The 21,155-nt window shown below is 72.9% G+C and carries 19 protein-coding genes, 1 tRNA gene and 1 pseudogene; 14 read left to right on the forward strand and 7 right to left on the reverse strand.

From position 1 onward, the window contains the following. Positions 1-3: 3 nt before the first annotated feature. Genes FHX78_RS22195 through FHX78_RS22205 form a run of 3 tightly spaced genes read right to left on the reverse strand, consistent with a single transcriptional unit; the run spans position 4 to position 3,799 of the window. A complete protein-coding gene (locus FHX78_RS22195; protein WP_145869175.1) occupies positions 4-1,425 on the reverse strand; it encodes an exopolysaccharide biosynthesis polyprenyl glycosylphosphotransferase in 1,422 nt (473 codons plus the stop codon). Further along, positions 1,422-2,666 carry a glycosyltransferase gene (locus FHX78_RS22200; RefSeq protein WP_189908615.1) on the reverse strand — a complete coding sequence of 415 codons (1,245 nt, stop codon included), beginning with the start codon at positions 2,664-2,666 and terminating at the stop codon, positions 1,422-1,424. The genes FHX78_RS22195 and FHX78_RS22200 overlap by 4 nt, the downstream gene beginning before the upstream one ends. A 44-nt stretch (positions 2,667-2,710) precedes the next feature. Further along, positions 2,711-3,799, reverse strand: coding sequence for a DUF3344 domain-containing protein (locus FHX78_RS22205; RefSeq protein WP_145869177.1), 1,089 nt, complete (start codon positions 3,797-3,799; stop codon positions 2,711-2,713). 341 nt (positions 3,800-4,140) lie between these two features. On the opposite strand from FHX78_RS22205, the gene FHX78_RS22210 reads away from it, so the two are divergent. From FHX78_RS22210 to FHX78_RS22235, 6 genes are all read left to right on the forward strand, one after another. Beyond that, entirely contained in the window at positions 4,141-4,863 is a 723-nt protein-coding gene (locus FHX78_RS22210; RefSeq protein ID WP_145869178.1) for a hypothetical protein, read from the forward strand. Positions 4,864-5,061: 198 nt separating this feature from the next. Further along, positions 5,062-5,334 (forward strand): hypothetical protein, encoded by a 273-nt coding sequence (locus FHX78_RS22215; RefSeq protein WP_145869179.1) that lies wholly within the window; start codon positions 5,062-5,064, stop codon positions 5,332-5,334. 187 nt (positions 5,335-5,521) lie between these two features. Then, complete coding sequence (locus tag FHX78_RS22220; RefSeq protein ID WP_145869180.1) at positions 5,522-6,013, forward strand: tyrosinase family oxidase copper chaperone; 492 nt, start codon at positions 5,522-5,524, stop codon at positions 6,011-6,013. Further along, positions 5,997-6,863, forward strand: coding sequence for a tyrosinase family protein (locus tag FHX78_RS22225; RefSeq protein ID WP_145869181.1), 867 nt, complete (start codon positions 5,997-5,999; stop codon positions 6,861-6,863). Before FHX78_RS22220 ends, FHX78_RS22225 begins: the two co-directional genes overlap by 17 nt. 195 nt (positions 6,864-7,058) lie before the next feature. Further along, entirely contained in the window at positions 7,059-7,343 is a 285-nt protein-coding gene (locus FHX78_RS22230) for a hypothetical protein (RefSeq protein WP_145869182.1), read from the forward strand. Between the two features lie 175 nt (positions 7,344-7,518). Beyond that, the gene (locus tag FHX78_RS22235; protein WP_145869183.1) at positions 7,519-7,779 is read left to right on the forward strand and encodes a hypothetical protein; all 261 of its coding nucleotides are present in this window, start codon (positions 7,519-7,521) and stop codon (positions 7,777-7,779) included. Positions 7,780-8,019: 240 nt separating this feature from the next. Here the strand turns inward: FHX78_RS22235 and FHX78_RS22240 are convergent, their stop codons facing one another. After that, a complete protein-coding gene (locus FHX78_RS22240; RefSeq protein ID WP_229923990.1) occupies positions 8,020-8,973 on the reverse strand; it encodes an alpha/beta fold hydrolase in 954 nt (317 codons plus the stop codon). 878 nt (positions 8,974-9,851) lie between these two features. On the opposite strand from FHX78_RS22240, the pseudogene FHX78_RS37565 reads away from it, so the two are divergent. The 3 genes and pseudogenes from FHX78_RS37565 to FHX78_RS22255 form a co-directional block, all read left to right on the forward strand. Then, positions 9,852-10,028: pseudogene (locus FHX78_RS37565) on the forward strand (WD40 repeat domain-containing protein); the annotation flags it as partial. Between the two features lie 70 nt (positions 10,029-10,098). Beyond that, positions 10,099-10,770 (forward strand): hypothetical protein, encoded by a 672-nt coding sequence (locus tag FHX78_RS22250; protein WP_145869185.1) that lies wholly within the window; start codon positions 10,099-10,101, stop codon positions 10,768-10,770. A gap of 250 nt (positions 10,771-11,020) precedes the next feature. Further along, positions 11,021-12,877: a DUF262 domain-containing protein gene (locus FHX78_RS22255; protein ID WP_145869186.1), complete on the forward strand. Its 1,857-nt coding sequence runs from the start codon at positions 11,021-11,023 to the stop codon at positions 12,875-12,877. Between the two features lie 359 nt (positions 12,878-13,236). On the opposite strand, the gene FHX78_RS22260 is transcribed toward FHX78_RS22255, so the two are convergent. Continuing rightward, positions 13,237-13,312 (reverse strand) — tRNA-Arg (locus FHX78_RS22260). A gap of 321 nt (positions 13,313-13,633) precedes the next feature. Here FHX78_RS22260 and FHX78_RS22265 point away from each other — a divergent pair. The 5 genes from FHX78_RS22265 (at position 13,634) to FHX78_RS22285 (ending at position 20,309) form a co-directional block, all read left to right on the forward strand. After that, positions 13,634-15,244, forward strand: a complete 1,611-nt coding sequence (locus tag FHX78_RS22265) for a dynamin family protein (RefSeq protein WP_145869187.1) — start codon at positions 13,634-13,636, stop codon at positions 15,242-15,244. A gap of 3 nt (positions 15,245-15,247) precedes the next feature. Further along, a complete protein-coding gene (locus FHX78_RS22270) occupies positions 15,248-17,200 on the forward strand; it encodes a YfjP family GTPase (RefSeq protein WP_145869188.1) in 1,953 nt (650 codons plus the stop codon). Positions 17,201-17,575: 375 nt separating this feature from the next. Next, entirely contained in the window at positions 17,576-18,055 is a 480-nt protein-coding gene (locus FHX78_RS22275; RefSeq protein ID WP_145869189.1) for a single-stranded DNA-binding protein, read from the forward strand. Between the two features lie 278 nt (positions 18,056-18,333). Next, positions 18,334-19,752 carry a Cys-Gln thioester bond-forming surface protein gene (locus FHX78_RS22280; protein WP_145869190.1) on the forward strand — a complete coding sequence of 473 codons (1,419 nt, stop codon included), beginning with the start codon at positions 18,334-18,336 and terminating at the stop codon, positions 19,750-19,752. Between the two features lie 134 nt (positions 19,753-19,886). Next, positions 19,887-20,309 (forward strand): hypothetical protein, encoded by a 423-nt coding sequence (locus tag FHX78_RS22285; protein WP_229923989.1) that lies wholly within the window; start codon positions 19,887-19,889, stop codon positions 20,307-20,309. 8 nt (positions 20,310-20,317) lie between these two features. Here the strand turns inward: FHX78_RS22285 and FHX78_RS22290 are convergent, their stop codons facing one another. After that, positions 20,318-20,737 carry a DUF6924 domain-containing protein gene (locus FHX78_RS22290; RefSeq protein ID WP_145869191.1) on the reverse strand — a complete coding sequence of 140 codons (420 nt, stop codon included), beginning with the start codon at positions 20,735-20,737 and terminating at the stop codon, positions 20,318-20,320. A gap of 96 nt (positions 20,738-20,833) precedes the next feature. Beyond that, positions 20,834-21,112 carry a hypothetical protein gene (locus FHX78_RS22295; protein WP_145869192.1) on the reverse strand — a complete coding sequence of 93 codons (279 nt, stop codon included), beginning with the start codon at positions 21,110-21,112 and terminating at the stop codon, positions 20,834-20,836. Between the last annotated feature and the right edge of the window lie 43 nt (positions 21,113-21,155).

A 21,155-nucleotide genomic window follows, 5' to 3' on the forward strand; every position in this document is an offset into this window, starting at 1 on the left:
GCGTCAGCTCCCCGTCGGGCGGACCAGCGTGGCCGCGGTGCGCAGCAGGATGCAGACGTCCCGCCACAGCGACCAGTCGTCGATGTAGGCGTTGTCGAACCGGCAGCGGTCCTCGATGGAGGTGTCCCCGCGCAGCCCGTGGACCTGCGCGAGACCGGTGATGCCGGTGCGCATCCGGTGCCGGGTCGCGTAACCGGGGTACGTCTGGCTGAACTGCGCGACGAAGTAGGGCCGTTCGGGACGCGGCCCGACCAGGCTCATGTCGCCGCGGAGCACGTTCCACAGCTGGAGCAGCTCGTCGAGCGAGGTGCGCCGCAGCATGCGGCAGAACCGGCGCATCTCGTGCTCGTTGGCCACGCTCCACCGGGTCGCCGACTCGTGCTCGTCGACCGGGCGGTGGGTGCGGAACTTCAGCAGCGTGAACGGTTTGCCGTCCCGGCCGATGCGCTCCTGGCGGAACACCACGCCCGGCCCGTCGGTGACCCGCAGCGTCACCGCGCACACCAGCAGCAGCGGACTGACCAGCAGCAACAGCGTCCCCGACACCAGGATGTCGAGCAGCCGCTTGCCGATCCCGCCCCCGCGCACGGGGGCGAGGTCCAGCCGCCGGCAGGAGAACCCGGCCAGCCGTTCGCGCGCCGGGTACGGCGCGGAGTCGGCGTCGACCTCCCAGACCACGCAGCCCGACCCGGCCAGCGCCCGCAGCAGCGGCCCGTGTTCGGCGCGCGCCGAGGGGCCGACGGCGAGCACCGCCCGCACCCCGTTCTGGATGACCGCCCGGTCGACCTCCTCGTCCGTGCGCAGCACGGGCAGGGCGTCGCCGCCGTCCGGTCCCTCGGCGACGATCCCCACCGGCCGCACCCCGCACCGGGGGTGGCGCAGCACGGCGGCGGCCACCCGCTGCGCGCCCGCCACCGGGCCGACGACGAGCGCGGCGAGCGGGTGGCGCAGCAGCGCTGCGCGCCGCCGGCCGTGCACGGCGGCGCGCAGCGCACAGCCCGCCGCGGCCTGCACGGCCGTCCCGGTCAGCACGGTGGAGGCGGACAGCGCCTGCTCCGGCCGGTACGCCGCCCACAGGGCCGCGGTCGCCAGCCAGGCCACCGCGACCCGCCCGCTCACGGCGGGCAGTTCCTCCAGCAGCCCCGGCACCGGCCCCCGGACCTCCCGCGGGCGCAGCAGCAGCGACGCCCCGATCAGCAGGGCGACCAGCAGGGGGTCGAGCCGGGCGCCGGTGAGCACCGGGACGGCCGGCGCGACGGCGGCGGCGTCCGCGACGAGCAGTGGCAGGGGAGAGGCCGGCCGGGAGGGGGCGGGGGGCAGCCGGGGGCCGGTGCGGCCGCCCCGGGGCGGCACGACGGACACGGGCGGGAATCCGTGGTCCCGTGGCGGTACGCCGGGGGACGGCACGGTACGTTCGGCGGTCACGAGTGGATGGACTCCCTGTGCTCGGAGGGCTCGGCGCGCTGGGTCGCCCGGTCGGCCCCGGCGCCCCCGACCGTCCGGTGCGGGCGCGCTTCCGTCGTGTCGGGCCAGGTGCCGAGCAGATCGCGGTAGACGTCGGTGACCGCCCGGGCGGTGTGCCGTACGTCGTGGAGGGACAGCACATGCCGGCGGCCGCGGTCGCCGAGGGACGCGCGCAGCGTCGGGTCGAGCAGCAGCGCGCCGACCGCCGCGGCCAGGGCCCCCGGGTCCTCCGGCGGCACCAGGCACCGGTCGGTGAAGGCGGGCGGCAGGCTCTCGCGGGCGCCGTCGACGTCCGTGACGACCACGGGCCGGCCGCACGCCATCGCCTCCAGCGGGGCCAGCGCCATGCCCTCCCAGCGGGACGGCAGGACGACGAGGTCGGCGGCCTGGTACCAGTGGGAGGCGTCCGAGACGGCCCCCGCGAACAGCACGGACGCGGGGGCGGCGGCACGCAGCCGGTCCCGTTCCGGCCCATCGCCGACCAGCACGAGGCGGGCGTCGGGCACCCGGCGGACCACGGTGTCCCAGGCCCGCAGCAGGACGTCCTGCCCCTTCTGCCGGCACAGTCGGCCCACGCAGACGGCGAGCGGAGCCTGCGCCCGCAGACCGGCCAGCGGTGCGAGCGCGGCCCGTACGGCGTCGGCGGGGGCCGGACGGAAGCGCTCGGGGTCGATGCCGTTGGGGATGACGGTCCACCGGCCGGTGATCCCGGCGTGCGCGCCGGTGGCGCGCTCCGCCTCGCTCACGCACACCACGCGCGCGGCCCAGCGCGCCGCCCACCGCTCCCAGCGCAGCGCGAGGGCCGCGGTGCCGCCGCCCACCGCCTCGAACGACCAGGCGTGCGGCTGGAACACGGTGGGGATGCGTCCGCGCACCGCGAGGCGCCCGGCGAGCCCGGCCTTCGCGCTGTGCGCGTGCACCAGATCGGGACGCACCTCGTCGATCAGCCGGGCCAGCTGCCGCACCTCCCGCGCCAGCGCGGCGCCCGGCGAGCGGGTCGCCCGCCAGTGCCGCACCTGTGCGCCGAGCGAGCGGAGCTGGGAGGTGAGCGCGCTGTCGGGGCAGGCGGCGGTGACGTCCAGGCCGTCCGCCAGCTGGGCCCCGACCAGGTCCGTCACGACCCGGGCGACCCCGCCGTCCACCGGCTGGGTGAGGTGCAGGACCCGCGGCCGGCGGCCGCGCGACGACAGGTCCGTGGGCACGGTTTCCTCGCTCCTGGGAAGGCTGGGGACGGGAGGTGGGGCGGTCACTGCCGGGCGTCGACGGCGGCGAAGAGCACGCCCGCCCACGCCGCGTCCCGCTGGGACGAGAGCCGGAAGGCGGCCTGGTCACCGGCGTGCGGCAGGCCCCCGGCGAGGTCGAACACGTCGGAGTCGTAGCCGAGGGTGTTGGTGTACGCCGGAACCCGCGCCGGGGCGGTGTTCCCCGGGTCGGCGATGGTGGAGTTCAGGACGTCGTCGAAGGGGTTGGCCGGGTCGGTGAACGCGGTGGAGTGGGAGCCGCCGGCGGTCAGGACGAGCGAGTCGCCCGCGGTGCCGCGGTCGCCGTTGTACGCCACCAGACCCACCCGTCCCCCGGCGCCCGCGGCGAACGGCACGTCGCGCAGCGGCATGGTGACGCCCTCGCGGGACGCCAGCGGGGCGAAGCCGTCCCAGAGCGCGAGGTGCCGCAGCGGCTCCGCCGCGTTCTCGTACGCCACCACCAGCGTCCAGCCGCCCCAGCCCCCGGCCGTCGACCGGCCCCCGGCCACGTTGACCTGGGCCACCGTGTACAGACCGGGCACGCTGTCGCGTACCAGCCGGGTCACGTCGGCCGAGGCCTGGAAGGCGTCCGCGCCGTCCGCCACGCGGTGTCCCACCAGCGTGTCCGCGAGCAGTTCCTTGTACTCCCCGCCCGGTTCGGCGATCAGCACCCGCCCGTTGTCCTCCGACGGCTTCTGCTCGCCCACCCGCAGGTTGCCGCCCCAGTACAGGCGCGCGTACGTCACCCGGGAGCCGGCGGGCAGACGGACCTCCGCGCGGGAGGAGTTGTAGGTGAGCGGGTCCCGGTCGACATCGATGTAGCCCATGTCGAAGTCGCCGTTCACCCCGGACCCGGTGCGCGCGTCCCGGCACGCGGACTGGCCGGTGGTGCGGCAGGTGGCGGAGGAGTTGGCCGCGCGCACGATGCCGCCGTGCTGGACCGCCCGGTACCGCTCGGCGAAGGGGAGGCTGTCGGCCTCCGGCGCGGGCGCGGCCGGCGCGGCGCCCGCGGTGGCGCAGGGGGCCCACATCGAGGCCAGGGCGAGGGCGCCCACCGTCGCATGGCGGAGTAGCTGACCCAGGGAATGACGCATGACCGTCGGAGCCTTTCGGAAGGGTGGCGGCGCCAGGCAGCGGGGACGGGTGCGTGCGTCCGCCGGTGGGGATGCATTCGGAGATTCGCAACTCTAGTCACCAAACGGACAAATTCACTGAAATTCAGTGAATGGTGCGAAGTGTGTTGAAATCGTGAAGCCATCCGGCCTCGTGCCGCCGGACGCGAACCGGGGCGCCACGGCCCCGAGGTGCCGCCCCATCAGGCACGACCGGGCAACGGGGTGAGCGGGCGTCCGCGAACGGCGCATGATCGGTTGCGGGAACCCGGGGGCGCTCCCACGGTGGGCTCAGGATCCGACGTTCACCGAAAGGAACACCCATGCGTGCTCTGCCTGCACGGCGCATCGCCCTCGGCGCCTGCTGCGCCGCCCTCCTGGTCGGGATCACCGGCCCCACCGCCATGGCGGCCGACGCGGCCCGCGTGGCGTCCTCCGACACGCTGCTCGTGCAGGCCAGGAACCTCGCCGCGCACGACCGTGACCTCGCCCCCGTGGCCGACCTGGTGGAGGCGGTGCGCGAGGCGGACGGCGGCCACCTTCCCCCCGGTGAGGCCCGACAGCTCGGTGAGGCCGCGCAGGAGGCCCTGGAGGCCGCGATGACGAGGACCCGGGCCGCGGTCCCGGGCGACACCGACACCGACGCCGAGGGCGGTCGGGCGGTGACGGCCCCCGCGACGGAGACACCCACCGCCGAAACCGAGGCCGACGTCGAAACCGAGGCCGACGTCGAAACCGAGGCCGAGACCGAAGCCGAGGCCGAGGCCACCAGCGACCTGCTGGACGCTCTGCGCGAGGCCGTGCAAGGCCTGGTGGACCTGCTCCTGTCCACCGACGAGGAGGACACCGCCCAGGTTCCCTCCTCGGTCGACGGCCTGCTGACCCACCTGGGCAACCTCGTCGACGCGCTGATCGGCACCGAGCCGCAGGCGTCCGTCCTGCCCGCCCCCGCCACCACGGCTCCCCAGACGCAGGTCCCGCTGCTCCAGGGCGTCACGCTCCCCGTCCTCACGCCCCTGACGTCGCTGCTGCTCCCGCGCTCCTGAACCCGGCGCTCCGGCACGCGGCCCGACACACGAACCGGTACGACAACCGGTATGACGACTGGTAGGAGAACCGACACGAGGGCTCATATGAGGACTCCCCCATCTTCGGTGCCCCCGGTTTCCGCCCGGGTCGTCCATCGTTGGGCACGGCGACCCCATTCCCCTCCGGCTCCTCGCGTTGCCGAAGAAAGGAACACGATGAAGTCCCTGAAGGCCGCCGTCGTCATCGCCGGTTCGTTGATCGTCACCGGTGCCGCCGCCCCCGCGTTCGCCAGCAGCTCCGCCGACCCGATGCCCGTCCGCAACGACCGGATCCTGCCGGCCCAGGACGTGTCGGCCCTCGACACCCGGCTGCCCACGGACGCGCTCGCCATCGAGAGGGAGAACCCCTTGCTCGGCGCCGTCGTGGACGCCATGACCGCGATGAAGGACAGCGGTTCGGAGCGCCGCACGCTCACCCAGCAGAGCTGAGCCCACGCCCTCGGCGGAAGGACGGCCCCCGGTGCACACCGGGGGCCGTCCTTCCGTGTGTCCGGACGCCCTCCGCGAGCCCGGGGCCGGCGGCGCCGCCGGTCACCGTCCCGGCCGCGTGGCGGTGACCGTGCGAGCCGTTCGGCGGTTACGGCTACGACAACCGCACGGACGAGGGAGTTACACCATGGTCCTCCACACTGGCGGGGCACCGGACCCGTTGCCGCCCGCACCGGGCGGCGGCACCCGACGTGAGGTGGTGCGCGCCCTGCGCGCCGGGGTGTTCGCCGCCGGCCTCGCCCCGGCACTCGCCGGCTTCCGCTTCCCGCGCTCCGGGCCGCCGCCGACGGGAAGCGCCCCGGACGGCACCGCCTTCGCCCAGACGTACCGGGGCCGCCGCATCCGGGGCGTCCGCAGGGCCGCGCCGGGCGCGGCCGAGGACGTCCGGTGGCACGTCACGGTGGACGGCCGCCCCCTGCACCTGATGCGCCGTGCCGACGGCACCTGGCTGAGCATGGTCGACCACTACTGCTCCTACCCGACACCGCTCGAGGCCGCCCGCGCCGCCGTGGACGCGCTTCCCCCCGGCGAGCGGCTGCGGCACGACGCGGCCCCGGCCCACACCGGCGCCGGCCGGCCGCACGAGCACCGGGAGGGCCGGCATGGCGTACGTGCGTAAGGACGCCGCCACGCTCACCGCGGACGAGCGACGCCGGTTCGTCAACGCGCTGCTGGAGGTCAAACGCCGGGGAGAATACGACGAGTTCGTGCGCATGCACGTCGCGTACTACGCCTCCGACGGTGAACGCGGCCTGCGCACCGCGCACATGGCGCCCTCCTTCCTGCCCTGGCACCGCAGGTTCCTGCTCGACCTGGAGGACGCCCTGCGCCGGGTGGACTCCTCGGTGACCCTCCCGTACTGGGACTGGACCCGCGACCGCACGACCACCTCCGCCCCGTGGACGGCGGACCTCCTGGGCGGCAACGGCCGTGCCTCCGACCAGCGGGTGACGACCGGCCCGTTCGCCCACGGGACGGGCAACTGGACCATCACGGTGGGCGTGACCGAGGGGGAGCATCTCACCAGGGACCTCGGCCGCCGCCGCGACCCGATCGGCCTGCCGTCGAAGAGCGACGTGGAGTGGGCGCTCAAGGAACCGGCGTACGACGTGTCGCCCTGGGACTCGACGGTGACGCGGGGGTTCCGCAACAAGCTGGAGGGCTGGGGCACCGGCCGGGGCAGCGTCTCCTGGCGCAACCACAACCGGGTGCACCGCTGGGTCGGCGGGGTCATGCTGTCCGCCGCCTCCGTCAACGACCCCGTCTTCTGGCTGCACCACGCCTACGTCGACCTGTTGTGGTCCCGCTGGCAGCGCCGGCACGGCAAGGCCCGCTACCTGCCCGCCGCACCGCCGGGCCCGGGCGACGCCCAGCATGGCCGCGTCGTGGCACGCGACGAGAAGCTGCCGCCGTGGGACGTGACACCCGGCGACCTGGAGGACGTCGGCGCCATCTACCGCTACGCGTGAGGTGGCCCAGCCCGACACGACGCGCGGCGGCGACCCATCCGGTTCATGTTCATCCATGCCGTGACGTGCTGATTCTCAAAGAATTTACGCAGATGGGCGTTTTGAACCGGCGAACGCGGCGCACGTCGCCTAGTGTTGCCACTGTCAGTGACCAGTCCGGCACGGACTGTGTCCCTTGCAAGAAACGGAGAGGTAATGCGCAAGATCCAGAAGGCTGCTGTCGTGGTGGCCATGCTCGGTTCGGTCGGCGCCCTCGGGGCCGGCACGGCGGTTGCCAACGACAAGCCGTCCAACGAGTTCAAGGTGTCCGGCGGCGGCTGCACCGTCGAGGGCGACTCGGTGAGCGTTCTCAGCAACATCGGTGTCCTGAACGGTGGCATCATTTCCGGCATCCTGCACTTCGGTGAGGACCAGGACGGCACCACGAGCCTGGACCAGGGCCACGAGGTCGACTGCTCGACCCGCGGCTTCACCGGCTGAAGCCGAGCCGACTGAGGACAGGTCCCGGGGCGCAAGCCCCGGGGCCTCTCCCCGACACTCCTCACGAACCCGAGCGTTGCTCTCGCGCACCTCTTGAGGGAGCACGCACTCAGTGGCCACTTGGCTCGAGATGTGCAGCGCCTGGGGGGAACTACCGCAAAAAGGAAACAAGCGGATGCAGAACTTGAAGAAGATCGCAGTTGTGGCGAGCATGCTGGGAAGCTCCGTTCTGATGGGGCTCGGCGGCACCGCCCAGGCCAACGAGCCGGCCACCCTCCCCGCCTGCGACGAGCAGGCCAGCGACGGCCACTGCGGGCAGAAGCGTGAATACCGGTACACCACCGAGGACGGCCAGCACGTCCACGTCGTGGTCGAGCGCGAAGCCTGCGCGGTCCGGGGCAGCAGCACCGTGGACTGCTCCATCCACCACCCCTGACGCATGGCCCCCGCCGCGACGCGGTGAGCAGTGACTGTACGAACGGCAGATGGCCGGACCCACCTCCCGGGTCCGGCCATTTCGGCGTGGCGCGGCGGCACCCGAACCGGCAGCGATCCGGACGGGCGGGGGGCCGGACGGTGGGGGCGGGCCCCGGACGCGCACATGAGGGTGAGCCGCCCGCTCGACGCCGACGGCTCACCCGTACGTCCCCAGGCGCCGCAGTCCGGCGCCGTCGCCTCACCCGGCCGAGAAGCCCAGCGACTCCACGGCGTTGCAGTACGGGAGGTCCTCCACGGAGCGGTCGGTGCAGAACCGGCCGATCAGGTCCGCGGACTCCTCCCGGCGCTCGACCGTGACCAGGTGGTCCGTCTCCTTGACCGTGGTGAACAGCGCCGCGGGCATCGTCGCCGCCAGTTCGCGGCCCATCTGCGGGGTGCACAGGGTGTCGTACTCGCCCGTGAACACCAGGGAGGGCACGGCGGGGACGGGCAGCGGCTCGTAGCAACCGTGCGACACCAGCCGCGTGTTGTGCTCGACCGCCTTCTTGATCTCGTCCGGCGTCTGGTTCAGGAACTGCCGCTGCAGCAGGCGGGCCACGGCCGCGTGCCGGCGGACCTGGCCGGCGCCCGGGTTCGACATGAACAGCCGGACCAGTCCGTCGGCCGCCTTCTCGATCTCGTCGCGCTCCAGGGCGCGCGACAGGCGCGGTACGGCGTCGGTGTAGATGTCCGGAAGGCGCTTGGCCGCACCGCAGAACAGGATGCGGCGGACGAACTCGGGATACGCCTGCGCGAACCGGAGTCCGACGACCTCGCCGAAGCAGCCGCCGAAGAGATTGACCCGCGGCATCCCGATCTCGGTCAGCATGTGCCGGACGGCGGCGGCGAGGAAGTCCATGCCGTAGCGGGCCGGCAGGAAGTCCGCGCCGCCGTACCCGGGAAGGTCCACCGTGACCAGCGTGCACAGCGGCGCCAGCCACTTCTCGTGACCCTGCCAGGAGTACCGGTTCTGGGACGAGCCCCCGAGCAGCAGCAACGGCTCGGTCCGCGGGGCGTCCTGGTGGACGATCCGGCACGTGTACGCGAAGCCCTCGAAGGCCAGCCGCCGCTCCTCCACCTGTTCCGGCACGGGGGGAACAGGCCCGGAGCGCCCGGCGATCGGTGGGTCCTGGGCGACGACAGCAGTGCGCATGAGCGGCTCCGGGGAGGGCGGAACGACGGCGAACCGTTCCATGATTACCAGGAATCGCGCTGTTCAGGCGTAATCACTCAAATGTGGGCGATCCTGACTATGGTGTGGGGTTCGGGCCCCGGCCGCACACCGCCACGGGCACGGGGCACCGGGGTCGCTCAGGTGGGGGTGGGGCGCCGGGCCGGGTCCTGGCCGGGGATGCCGGTGGTGCCCCGGGTCATCCACGGGCAATGCCCGGTTCACGCCGCCGCGTACAGCAGCCGGGGGCTGCTGGCGGTGGCCGAGCACGGTGCCCGCCTGTTCGACCCCGCCCGCGGCACGCGGCCGGTCTCCCTCGCCCCCGCGGGGCGCCCGGTGACCGCGGTGGCCTTCAGCCCGGACGGCGGGCTGCTGGCGCTCGGCGGCGCCGACGGCCGGGTACGGCTGTACGACGTGTCGGACGCCCGCCGCCCCGAGACCCTGGCCGTGGCGTCCGCGGCGGCCGACCGCGGGGAGGTCCTGGTCCTCCTCTTCACCACCGGCGGACGGCTGTTCGCCATGACGGACAAGGGCGGTTCCGTCTTCGAGGGGCGGGACCTGAGGCGTTCGACGACCCTGGACTCCCTGCCCGACGCCCCGGTGTCGGCGAGCCCGACGGGCGATCTCGTGGTGACGCAGGCGCCGCTGACGGACCGTCTGCGACTGTGGACCCTGTCGGGCTCCGCCCGGCCGCGGCACGTCGCCACGGTCACGTCACCGTCCGTCCCGTCTTCCGGTCGCCGCAGCGGGTGCTGTTCAGCCCGGACGGCCACAGCCTCGCCGCCGCCGGCAGCGACAGCCGGGTGCGGCTGGGGGACGTCGCGGATCCCGCCCGCCCGGTGGCGAGGGCGGACCTGCACATGCAGAGCCGCCACAACGTCCACACCGTCGCCTTCTCGCCCGACGCGGCCACCCTGGCCACCGGGGACAGCGACGGCACGGTGGCGCTGTGGGACGTGTCCGATCCCCTCCGCCCGCGGTCCGGGGCCCGGCTGACCGGCCACACGGCGATGGTGGGCAGCCTCTCCTTCAGCCCGGACGGGCAGACCCTCGCCTCGGTCAGCACCGACGGCAGCGGGCCCGACAACGCCACCGTGCGGGGACACCATGGCAACCGGCTCGTCGCGCCTCGTCCCGCTGACCGCCTGCCTGGCGATCGCGCTGCTGACCGGAGCGTGCGGGACACCGAGTCCGGATCCCCCCGTCGAGCAGTCGGCCTCCGGGCCCGGCGCCTCCGACGCGGGCTCCGCGGACGCCTCCGGCACCCCGCGGCCGTCGGCCGCGCCCCGGGTCCTCGGACCGGCGTCGGCCGATCTGCGTGACGTGGACCGGGCCAACGCCCCCGCTCCGGGCGACTTCGTGCGCTTCGGCGCGCGGGGCGAGGCCACGGCCACGTCCACGGTGTGGGGAACGGTGCGCGTCAGGCGCGGGACGACCGTCCTCTACGGCGACACCGACGGCGACCACCGCGACGAGGCGGCCGTCTACGTCGGCTGCGACGACAACGGCGCCACCCAGAACACCCAGATCGCGGCCGGGTACGTGGTGTACACGCACGCGGGCGACGACCTCGCCGTCCTCGGCTCGATCACCCCGCAGCAGGACGGCGAGTACCTCACGGCGCTCACGGGCGCCGAGTTCGCGCCGGGCCGCATCACCGTGCACGAGAAGTGGTACCGCACCAATGACGCCCACTGCTGCCCGAGCGGCGACGCCGTCACGGTCTGGACCCGGGAGGGCGATCGGCTGACCGCGGGGGTGCCGCGTATCACCTCGTGAGGGGGAGACGGACTCCGGCGAGGCGGCGATCGGCATCGAGGTGCCGGATGTGGGCAGGACACTTCCCTCGGGCCTCACCGAAATGACCAAGGAGGAGGTTGAAGGGCGGAAGGTCAGGCAGTGTGGGAGGTGCAAGGCGTGGGCCGGTGGGCTGGCGGGGACAGGAGCCGGGCGGACCTGGACCTTCCCCATCTGGCGGGGCCCCGCAACCGAACGCCGACGGACGTGTAGTCCTGCACTAGGAGGAGATGTGGCGACCGAGACTTTCAGCATCGACAAGCGGCCCTTGAGGGATTTGCTGGGGCAGGTCGAGGCGGGGAAGATTCAGTTGCCCGAGTTCCAGCGTGGCTGGGTCTGGCCCTGGCCCAACATCGCGAGTCTGCTGGCCTCGGTGTCCCTCAACTACCCGATCGGGACCGTGATGCTGCTCGAGGGCGGCGGGGACGTGCGGTTCAAGTACAGGCCGATCGAGGGAGCGGCCCCGAGCGAGCAGGTGAAACCGGAATCGCTGGTCCTCGACGGGCAGCAGCGGCTCACCTCGCTGTTCCAGTCGCTTGCGATGGACAGCCCGGTGGAGACCCAGGATGAGCGCAAGCGTCGGGTGGGCGGCTGGTTCTACGTCGACATGGTCAAGGCACTCGACGAGAATGAGGACCGCGAGGACGCGATCCGTTTCATCCCGCCCTCACGCAAGGTGGTCAACTTCCGTGGGGAGGTACTGGAGGACTACTCGACTCGGGAGTTGGAGTACCGGCACCGCGTCTTCCCGCTGCGATGCCTCTTCGACAACTCCTGGGGCGACGGCTTCGCCCGCCACTGGGGTTTCGCACCGGATGCGATGGAGCTCTGGTACAGCTTCCGGGACGGCTTCATCCGGTCGTTCGATCTCTACCACTTCCCGGTCATCCAACTCGGCAAGGACACCCCGCGTCAGGCCGTCTGCCAGGTCTTCGAGAAGGTCAACACGGGCGGAGTCACGCTCACCGTCTTCGAGTTACTGACGGCGACGTACGCTGCCGACGAGTTCGACCTGCGGCGTCACTGGCATGAGTGCCGTTCCGCCTGGGAGGCACCCGAGTACGCCATCCTGCGGGAGGTCTCCAACACCGACTTCCTCCAGGCGGTCACTCTCCTCGCCACCGCCGAGCGGCGGCGTCGAGAGGAAGAGGCTGGCACGGACGAGGAGCGCCTGCCGCGCATCGGCTGCAAACGCAAGGACATGCTCGCGCTGGGTCTGGAGGACTACCGGCGGTACGCGCCCGACGTCGTCGCCGGCTTCAAGGCCGCCGCCAGATTCCTGCGTCAGCAGTTCGTCTTCGATACGCGTTTCCTCCCGTACGGCACGCAGCTCATCCCGCTGGCGGCGATCTTCGCCCTCGCCGGCAAGGACGCGGAGACCGCGGGTGCGCAGGAGAAACTGGCCCGCTGGTACTGGTGCGGGGTGTTCGGCGAGCTGTACGGCGGAACAACCGAGACCCGGTTCAACCTCGACCTCCCCGACGTCGTCGACTGGATTCGCGGCTCCACATATGAACCTCGTACGGTCACCCAGGCACAATTCGCGGCGAGTCGCCTGCTGACCCTGCGGACCCGGCAGAGCGCCGCGTACAAGGGCATCTACGCGCTCCTGCTCAAGGCGGGTGCCGCGGACTGGAGGACGGGGGAGAAAGCGGAAGTCAGCGTCTACTTCGACGAAGCGATGGACATCCATCACATCTTCCCGCAGGTCTGGTGCCAGAAGAACGGTTACGAGCGCTCCGTCTACAACTCCATCGTCAACAAGGCACCGTTGACCGCACGCACCAACCGGATCATCGGCGGCCACGCACCGTCCGAGTATCTGCAGCGGCTCGCCAAGGCGGCCGAGACCAGTCCGGAGGGCGTCGAGCAGCGGGTCAGGACACACCTCGCGGACCCCGGGCTGATGCGGGCCGATGACTTCGACGCCTTCTTCGAGAAGCGGCGGAAGGCGCTGCAGGAACACATCGCCGCGGCGATGGGCAAACCGGTGGTGGACGACCACATCCCGGGCCAGCGGCCTGAGGCGGCGGTCCGAGTCGCGGAAGACGGGCTGGAAGCCGGCATCTCCGTCCCTGCGGAGCCGTGACACCCTGGCCCGTGGCTGAGCGCCGGGCACGTGCTGCTCGAGCACGGGCTCCCCAGGAAGCTGGTCCGGTCTGTCGCGGTACGACCGGCACGGATCGGGTCTTCCCGGAGGGCTACGGTCCGGGTCTTCCCGGACGGCTGAGGTCTGTTCAAATTTCCGGCGAGAGCCGGCGCGCGGGCTGATCCGCTGGCCGGGAGCTTCGACACGAATGCGACACGGTGACCCGGTAAGACCCGATGGCAGTTGCGCAGCCCCGGAACTCGCCCTTGACCCGCAAGGGGGCGTCCGGGGCCTGGCTCTCCTGGCCGGCACTTGCTCTGACCAGCAAAAAAAGCCCTCCCGAAAGGGAGGGCGGAGACTGGCGCCCCCGGCAGGACTCGAACCTGCGGCCAAGCGCTTAGAAGGCGCCTGCTCTATCCACTGAGCTACGGGGGCCGGGTGTGGTGGCCTCTGTCGCGGTGCCCGGGTGTGGGCCGGTCCTTGACGTTGCCGGAGACAAGGATAGGGCTCCCGCATCCTTGTCCCTGTTGCCTCGCCTCCGTGCCTCGATGTGGAGGTTCGGTGAAGCGGTCCTGATAATCGCAGGCAGGTACGAATCGTGCACCGCTTTTGGCCTCTCGCGCATCGGGTGTTGTGTACTCGTTATGCCTCGACTGTGTCCGTGTCGCAGTCGTCCCTTCCGCCCCTTGTGTCCTGTCGGCACGCAGACATGCTCATATGCTTCAGAATTCCCCTAAAATTGGGCATTCTTCGCATGTGGTGACCTTGGACGTACGGCCTCAGCTGCTCGACGCACTCTCCGCCCTGCGCGACCGTGTCGCCGCCGCACGCTTTCCGCTGCCCCTGGCGGGGGCCGCACGCGCGCGTGCCAACCGCGACGAACTGCTCGCCCAGCTCGACGACTACCTGGTGCCGCGGCTGAGAGACCCCGAGGCGCCCCTGCTCGCCGTCGTCGGAGGGTCCACCGGAGCCGGGAAGTCCACCCTGGTGAACTCCCTCGTGGGCCGGCGGGTCAGCGAGGCGGGCGTGCTGCGGCCGACCACCCGGACGCCGGTACTCGTCTGCCATCCGGAGGACCACCACTGGTTCAGCGGCATGCGGGTGCTGCCCGACCTCACCCGCGTGTGGGTGCCACACCACCAGGACCCGCCGGACGACCTGCTCCTGCCGGGAGAGAACCCCGCGCGGGTGCTGCGCGTCGAGACCGCCGACACGCTGCCGCCCGGCCTCGCCCTCCTGGACGCGCCCGACATCGACTCCCTGGTGTCCGACAACCGGGTCCTCGCCGCCGAACTCATCAGCGCCGCCGACATCTGGGTCATGGTCACCACCGCCGCCCGCTACGCCGACGCCGTCCCCTGGCACATGCTGCGCACCGCGAAGGAGTACGACGTCACCCTGGTGACCGTCCTGGACCGCGTGCCGCACCAGGTCGTCTCCGAGGTGTCCCGGCAGTACGGCGCCCTGATGACCAAGGCCGGGCTCGGCCACGTACCGCGTTTCACCGTGCCCGAGCTGCCCGAGTCGGCGTGGGGCGGCGGACTGCTGCCCGCCACCGCCGTGGCGGCCCTGCGGACCTGGCTCGTCCACCAGACGCTGGACCCCGCCGCGCGGCAGCACGTGATGGCCCGGACCGCGTACGGCGTCCTCGACTCCCTCAAGGCGCGCATGCCCGAACTGGCGGGCGCCGCCGCCGCCCAGTACGCCGCCGCCCTGCGGCTCACCCACGCCGTGGACGGGGCGTACGACAGCGAGCACGCGCGCGTGCGGGGGCGGCTGCAGGCCGGAGCCGTGCTCGCCGGCGACGCGCTCAAGCGGTGGCGCGCCTTCCCCCTTGACTGCACCCCGGGCGAACTCCTCGACACCCTGGTGGAGAGCCTGTGCGCGCTGCTGCTGTGCGCCGTCGCCGCCGCCGACGAGCGCGTCGACGACGCCTGGCGGCGCGAACCCGCGGCGGACGCCCCCGAGCTCACTGTCCGCGACCCGGCCCCGGAGAGCGCCGAGCACCGCATCGGCCTGGCCGTACGGCGCTGGCGGCGCGAGCTCGAGGAGTACGCCGAGGACGAGGTGCGCGAGCTGGACCGCGGTGTCGCACCGGACCCCGAGCTGGTCGCCGCCCTGGTCGCCACGGTGCTCCTCGGCGGCCGGCGGGCCCGCACCGCCGGGGAGGGGCTCGCCGAGCGGATCGGCGCCCACGGGGCGCTGCGGCTCCGCGACCGGGGCGGACGGCTGCTCCTCGCGGTCGTGGACCGGGTCATGCACGCCGAGCGCGAGCGCCGGCTCGCCCCGCTCGACGCGCTGGAGGTGCACGCGGAGCCCCAGGCCGAACTGATCGCCGCGTTGTCCGTACTGCAGAAGGAGAGGTGACCGGTGACCGCCGTCACTGACCAGGACCACACCGAGCACCCCGATCACTCCGAGCACCCTGATCCCGCCGATCACCCCGCGCACTCGGATCACTCCGAGCGCCCTGAGCGCTCCAATCCCTCTGATCACTCAGAGCACTCTGATCACCACCAGGCGCGTCACGATCACTCCGAGCGGCCCGGGCGCGACGCCGTGCGTGCGGAGGCCATGAGCCCCTGGGACGACGGGCTGATCGCGCGGCGGGTGAACGGCGGCGGCGAGGAGGAGCAGCGCGCGGTGAGGGAGTCCCGGGCGTCCGGGCCGCAGACCGTGACCCCACTGGCGTACGACCCGCAGCTGGGGTCGCGTCTCGACGCGCTGCGCGAGCTGGTGGGGCTCTCCCGCGCCCGGCTCGACCACCGGACCCTCGCCCAGGCGGGCCGGGTCCTCGAGGAGTCCTCCGCGCGGCGCAGGCTCTCCGGGCAGCACACCGTCGTCGCCATCGCCGGCGCCACCGGCAGCGGCAAGTCACAGCTGTTCAACGCGCTGGCCGGAGTCCCCATTTCGGAGACCGGCGTACGGCGGCCGACCACCGCCGCGCCCATCGCGTGCAGCTGGAGCGACGGCGCGGCGGGCCTCATCGAACGCCTCGGCATCCCGCCCCGGCTCAGGCGGCGGCCCCTGCAGGCCACGACGGACGCCGACGAGCGGCTGCGCGGGCTGGTCCTGGTCGACCTGCCCGACCACGACTCGGCGGCCGTGCAGCACCGGGAGCAGGTGGACCGCGTGCTGGGGCTGGTCGACGCGGTCATCTGGGTCGTCGACCCGGAGAAGTACGCCGACGCCATGCTGCACGAGCGCTATCTGCGGCCCATGGCGGCCCACGCGGAGGTCATGTTCGTCGTCCTCAACCAGACCGACCGGCTGCCGGGGGAGGCCGCCGAGCAGGTCCTGGACGATCTGCGGCGGCTGCTCGACGAGGACGGGATCGTGCTGGGGGAGTACGGCGAGCCCGGCACGAGCGTGCTGGGCCTGTCCGCGCTGACCGGGGACGGGGTGGGGGAACTGCGGGAGGCGCTCGGCCGGTTCGTGGCCGAGCGCGGGGCCCCGGCCCGCCGGATCTCCGCGGACGTGGACATCACGGCGGCCCGGTTGTGGCCGGTGTACGCGGCACGCCGGCGCACCGGGCTGAGCGAGGAGGCGCGGGAGGAGTTCGCGGACCGGCTCGCGGACGCCGTGGGTGCCACGGCGGCGGGCGAGGCGGCCGAACGCGCCTGGCTGCGCAACGCCAACCGTGCCTGCGGCACGCCCTGGCTGCGGCTGTGGCGCTGGTGCCAGGAGCGGCGCGAGCCGTCCACCGGGCGGCTGGCGCTGCGGGGGCAGCCCGACGAGGAGGTGACGGCGCGGCAGCGGGTGGAGCAGGCGGTGCGCACGGTGGCGGACCGTGCCTCGGCCGGGCTTCCTGCGCCCTGGGCGCAGGCGGTGCGCGAGGCGGCCGCCCGCGGCTCCCAGGGGCTGCCGGAGGCGCTGGACGAGCTGGCCGTCCGGGCGGGACTGCCGCCGGGGAGGCCGCCGCGACCGGGGTGGTGGCCCGTGGCCGTGCTCGCCCAGGCGTCGATGACGATCCTTCAGTTCGTGGGCGGGCTGTGGCTGCTGGGCCAGATCGCCGGGGTCATGGCGCCGAACCTGGGGGTGCCGGTGCTGCTGATGGTGATCGGCATCGTGGGCGGGCCGCTCATCGAGTGGAGCTGCCGCATGGCGGCCCGGGGGCCGGCCCGCCGGTACGGGCTGGAGGCGGAGAGACGGTTGCGGGAGGCGGCCTCGGGGTGCGGCCGGGCCCGCGTACTGGACCCGGTGGCGGCGGAGTTGCTGCGGTACCGGGAGGTCAGGGAGCAGTACGGACGGGTCGCGGGAGTGCCGACGGGGACGGGGACGGGGACAGGCGTGGGGGTGGGGGTGGGGGCCGGGGGGAGGTAGCTCGGCGGTCCTGCGTGCGGGGTCGTGCGAGCGGGGTCGTGCGTGCGGGGTCCCGCGGTCGTGCGAGCGGGGTCGTGCGTGCGGGGTCCTGCGGTCGTGCATCCGGGTGGGCCCGCGGTCCTGCGTTCGGGTGGGCCCGGGGTCCTGCGTCGGGTCGTCCGGAGTGCCTCGTTCGGGTGGCGGGGATGTCCACAGGCTCGTGGTGGTCCACAGCGTCCAGCGGGCCCGGACCGGCGGAGGCAGTCTGGCTTCGAGGCGGTCGCGGAACGGTTCGCGGCCGCCGTGCCAGACGGCAGCCGTACGGGACGGGCCCGTACGCGTGTCCGCCCGGCGTCGGCGCGGGTGCCGACGGGTCCGGGCAGGGAGGGAAACGGGATGAACGAGACGATGGTGTGCGTGGTGGGAAACGTGGCGACGCGGCCGGTGTACCGGGAGACGGCGTCCGGCCCGGCGGCGAGGTTCCGGATGGCGGTCACCTCCCGGTACTGGGACCGGGAGAGGAACGCCTGGGCGGACGGGCACACCAACTTCTTCACGGTGTGGGCCAACCGCCAGCTCGCCACCAACGCGGCGGCGTCGCTGTCGGTGGGCGAACCGGTGATCGTCCAGGGCCGGCTGAAGGTGCGCACGGAGACGCGTGAGGGGCAGCAGGGCTGGATGTCGGCGGACATCGACGCGGTCGCGCTCGGCCACGACCTCGCCCGGGGCACGACCGCCTTCCGCCGCGCGCAGCGACCGGAACCGGCTTCGGTGACGGATCGTTCCGAGCCCAACTGGGAGAGCCCGCGGCCGGATTCGCCGGCCAAGGACGCCGACGCGGCACAACAGGCGCCGCAACCGGCCGCGGTGACGTGAAACAGGTGATCACCGCTCGGCGCGGACGCTGACCGAAGCGAGGCTTATCGACGGATGCGTGCCGAACCATCCCGGGTGGATTTGTCGATAAGCCCTGCCCGTGAACGCTTCTGCGATAACGATTCCGAGTCGGATCACCGCTCCGACGCGATCACCGGCAAGCGTGGTACGCCGCCTCCTTAGGATTCCGGGCATGGCTCCCGGGACTCTCGGGGCCGGTGATTCTGCTGGTGGGACCGTCCCCCCACGTCAACGGGTCCTGCTCGGAAGGGATTTCGGTGTTTGCTTCGTTCTCCGCGTGGTCCGCGCGCGGACGTGGGTCGGCCCGCATCACCGCGGGGACGCTGGTGTCCGGTCTCGTCACCACCGCCGTACTGGCCGGCGCCGGTACTGCGACCGCCGACGACGGTGACGCGACGGAACCGGGCCACAGCGGAGCCGCCGCGACCATAGCCGGGCTCAAGACCTACGGCGCGGCCGTGATCCACGGCGCCACCGGCGACCAGCAGGTGTCCGCGGGCCTGTTCGAGATGTCCGTCGAGGGCGGCGGCATGCTGCAGACGTACTGCGTCGACATCCACACGCCCACCCAGAAGGACGCCAAGTACCACGAGACCGCCTGGAGCGGGACCTCGCTGGGCGCCAACGACGACGCGGACAGGATCCACTGGATCCTGCGGAACTCCTACCCGCAGGTGAACGACCTGGCGGCGCTCGCGAAGAAGGCGGGCGTGCGCGGCCAGCTCACCGAGCAGGACGCGGCGGCGGGCACCCAGGTGGCCATCTGGCGCCACTCCGACGGTGTGGACGTGGACGCCGTCGACCCCCAGGCCGAGCAGCTCGCCGACTATCTGCACAAGAGTGCCCGCAACCAGCCGGAGCCGAAGGCCTCGCTGACCCTGGACCCGCCGGCGGTCTCCGGCCGTCCGGGCGAGCGGATCGGCCCGGTGACGGTGCGCACGGACGCGCGCGGCGCGACGATCCTGCCGCCCGCGGACGCCGCCACCAGCGGGGTGCGGATCGTGGACCGCGACGGCGAGCCCGTCACGACCGCGGCCGACGGCGGCCAGATCTTCTTCGAGGTCCCCGAGGACGCGGCCGCGGCCACCGCGGAGCTCACCGTGCAGGCCTCGACCACGGTGCCCGTGGGCCGTGCCTTCGTCTCCGACAGCCGCAGCCAGACGCAGATCCTGGCCGGCTCCAGCGAGTCCACCGTCTCGGCGACCGCGAGCGCCACCTGGGCGCTGCAAGGCGCGATACCCGCGCTGTCCGCCCGCGAGAACTGCGCCAAGGGCGGTGTGGACGTCACCGTCGCCAACCAGGACGACGAGCCGTTCACCTTCGAGCTGGCGGGTGCCGAGCACACCGTCGCGGGCGGCGCGTCCCGCACGGTGACGGTCGCGCTGAGCGAGGACCAGCCGTACGACTTCACGGTCAAGGGGCCGGGTGGCTTCGAGCAGCGGTTCACCGGCATGCTCGACTGCCTGACCCGGGCCGCCGAGATCGGCACCACCACCCACACCCTCACCGGGTCGAGCCCCGCTCCCGTCGACGGCACGCCCACCGACACCAACCTCGCGGAGACCGGCGCCGCCGCCGTCACCCCGTGGATCGCCGGCACCGCCATCGCCCTGGTCGTGCTCGGCGGGGCCGGCCTGGTCGTCACCCGCCGCAGGAGCTCAGCCTCCGGCGACTGACCGGTCATGGCCGCCCCTGCGGGAGCCGGTACGCCACCCTCCGCGCGCTCTTCGACAGCGGAGGGCCCGGGGACGGTGCGCTAGCGTCTGGCCCCATGAGAGCAACAGGGGTGGGATTACGGCCGGTTGCCGCCGTGGCCGTTTCGGCATCGGTGCTGGTGGGTCTGCCGGCGCTGTACTTCCTGACCGGATACGGCTGCGGCGCGGACGAGGACCGGCTGGCCGAGGTGATGGCCGCCGAGACGGTACTGGACGGCGCTCCGGAAGGGGCGCGCCGGGAGGACCGCTACCAGGAGTGCGATGACGACGACCGCTTCGTCGTCGTGGCGGCGCAGTACCGCTATGACGGTTCGTCGGGAGCGGCCCTGCGGCACTACGGGGAGGCGGCCCGTGCCGACGGCTGGCGGCCGCGGGACGGGGCCGGGAGCGGGACGGCCCCCAGTTGTTTCGCCAAGTCGCTGGGCGGCACCACCGCCTACCTTCACGTGGAGGGCCCGGAGCACGGCCTTCTCCATGTGTCGCTCGTCGCGGACGCCGCGAAGTCGCAGTGGTGCTGAACCGCCGTTCAGTCCCGCCAGCCGCGGAACGTCCCCGAGTCGTCCACCTCGTCGGCGAAGTCGGCGAAGTCCATGTTGGCAATGCTGAGGTTGGCTGAGATCTCGGGATACCACTGGGCCGGGACGCGGAACTGCCGCCCGGGCTCGTCATGGAGATCGACAGCCAGGAGCGGGACCGAAGGGTTGGTCATGGTGATCGCGTCGGCGAGGAACACGTAGCCGGGGTGATCGTCGTCCTCGGCGGCCGAGGCCTCGTCGATCAGCGTCTCGATGCTGATCCCGGCGAAGCGGGGATGGCTCACGTACGTGGCGTGCTGGTGTCCGTCCGCCGCGTCGATCGCCGTCCGCACGGCGAGCCAGGCCGCCTCGTCGTCGAAGTCGGTTCGCAGGACCATCGAGGTCAGGTCTTCCGGGACGGGCAGGGGCATGTCGGTCATCCTGTCATGTGCAGGTACGGCTGGAGTCCGGGCGGCCGAGCGGGCCGGGCGACGGATCACCCCGCCTTTCCCCGGCCGGCATCGGGCTCAGGCTTCCTCCTCCTCGACCAGGCCGCAGGCGAAGGGGAACGACTCCAGGAACTCGCGCCGTGCCGGGTCCGGTTCCGCTTCGGCCAGGTCGGCGAGCACCCGCAAGAAGCGGTCGCGCTGGTCCGGAGGCAGCCGCAGCAGTGTCCAGCCCACGCTCTCCATCATCTTCACGGCGGCGTCGGGATCGACTTCGTCGTCCTCGCAGCTGTCGAGGAACCAGACGACGTCGACGACCAGCCCGGCGAGGGCCGGCACCAGCGGATCCATGGCAGTCATGCCCGCAACCTAGCCGCCCCCGGTGACAACGGGTGTCCAGCTC

This window comes from Streptomyces capillispiralis (assembly GCF_007829875.1).
GTDB lineage: Bacteria > Actinomycetota > Actinomycetes > Streptomycetales > Streptomycetaceae > Streptomyces > Streptomyces capillispiralis.

Excerpts from the sequence above, each read along its gene's own strand:
- FHX78_RS22205 (WP_145869177.1), bottom strand. The coding sequence starts at position 3,799 with ATGCGTCATTCCCTGGGTCAGCTACTCCGCCATGCGACGGTGGGCGCC.
- FHX78_RS22210 (WP_145869178.1), top strand. The coding sequence starts at position 4,141 with ATGCGTGCTCTGCCTGCACGGCGCATCGCCCTCGGCGCCTGCTGCGCC.
- FHX78_RS22215 (WP_145869179.1), top strand. The coding sequence starts at position 5,062 with ATGAAGTCCCTGAAGGCCGCCGTCGTCATCGCCGGTTCGTTGATCGTC.
- FHX78_RS22220 (WP_145869180.1), top strand. The coding sequence starts at position 5,522 with ATGGTCCTCCACACTGGCGGGGCACCGGACCCGTTGCCGCCCGCACCG.
- FHX78_RS22225 (WP_145869181.1), top strand. The coding sequence starts at position 5,997 with ATGGCGTACGTGCGTAAGGACGCCGCCACGCTCACCGCGGACGAGCGA.
- FHX78_RS22230 (WP_145869182.1), top strand. The coding sequence starts at position 7,059 with ATGCGCAAGATCCAGAAGGCTGCTGTCGTGGTGGCCATGCTCGGTTCG.
- FHX78_RS22235 (WP_145869183.1), top strand. The coding sequence starts at position 7,519 with ATGCAGAACTTGAAGAAGATCGCAGTTGTGGCGAGCATGCTGGGAAGC.
- FHX78_RS22240 (WP_229923990.1), bottom strand. The coding sequence starts at position 8,973 with ATGCGCACTGCTGTCGTCGCCCAGGACCCACCGATCGCCGGGCGCTCC.
- FHX78_RS22250 (WP_145869185.1), top strand. The coding sequence starts at position 10,099 with ATGGCAACCGGCTCGTCGCGCCTCGTCCCGCTGACCGCCTGCCTGGCG.
- FHX78_RS22275 (WP_145869189.1), top strand. The coding sequence starts at position 17,576 with ATGAACGAGACGATGGTGTGCGTGGTGGGAAACGTGGCGACGCGGCCG.
- FHX78_RS22290 (WP_145869191.1), bottom strand. The coding sequence starts at position 20,737 with ATGCCCCTGCCCGTCCCGGAAGACCTGACCTCGATGGTCCTGCGAACC.
- FHX78_RS22295 (WP_145869192.1), bottom strand. The coding sequence starts at position 21,112 with ATGACTGCCATGGATCCGCTGGTGCCGGCCCTCGCCGGGCTGGTCGTC.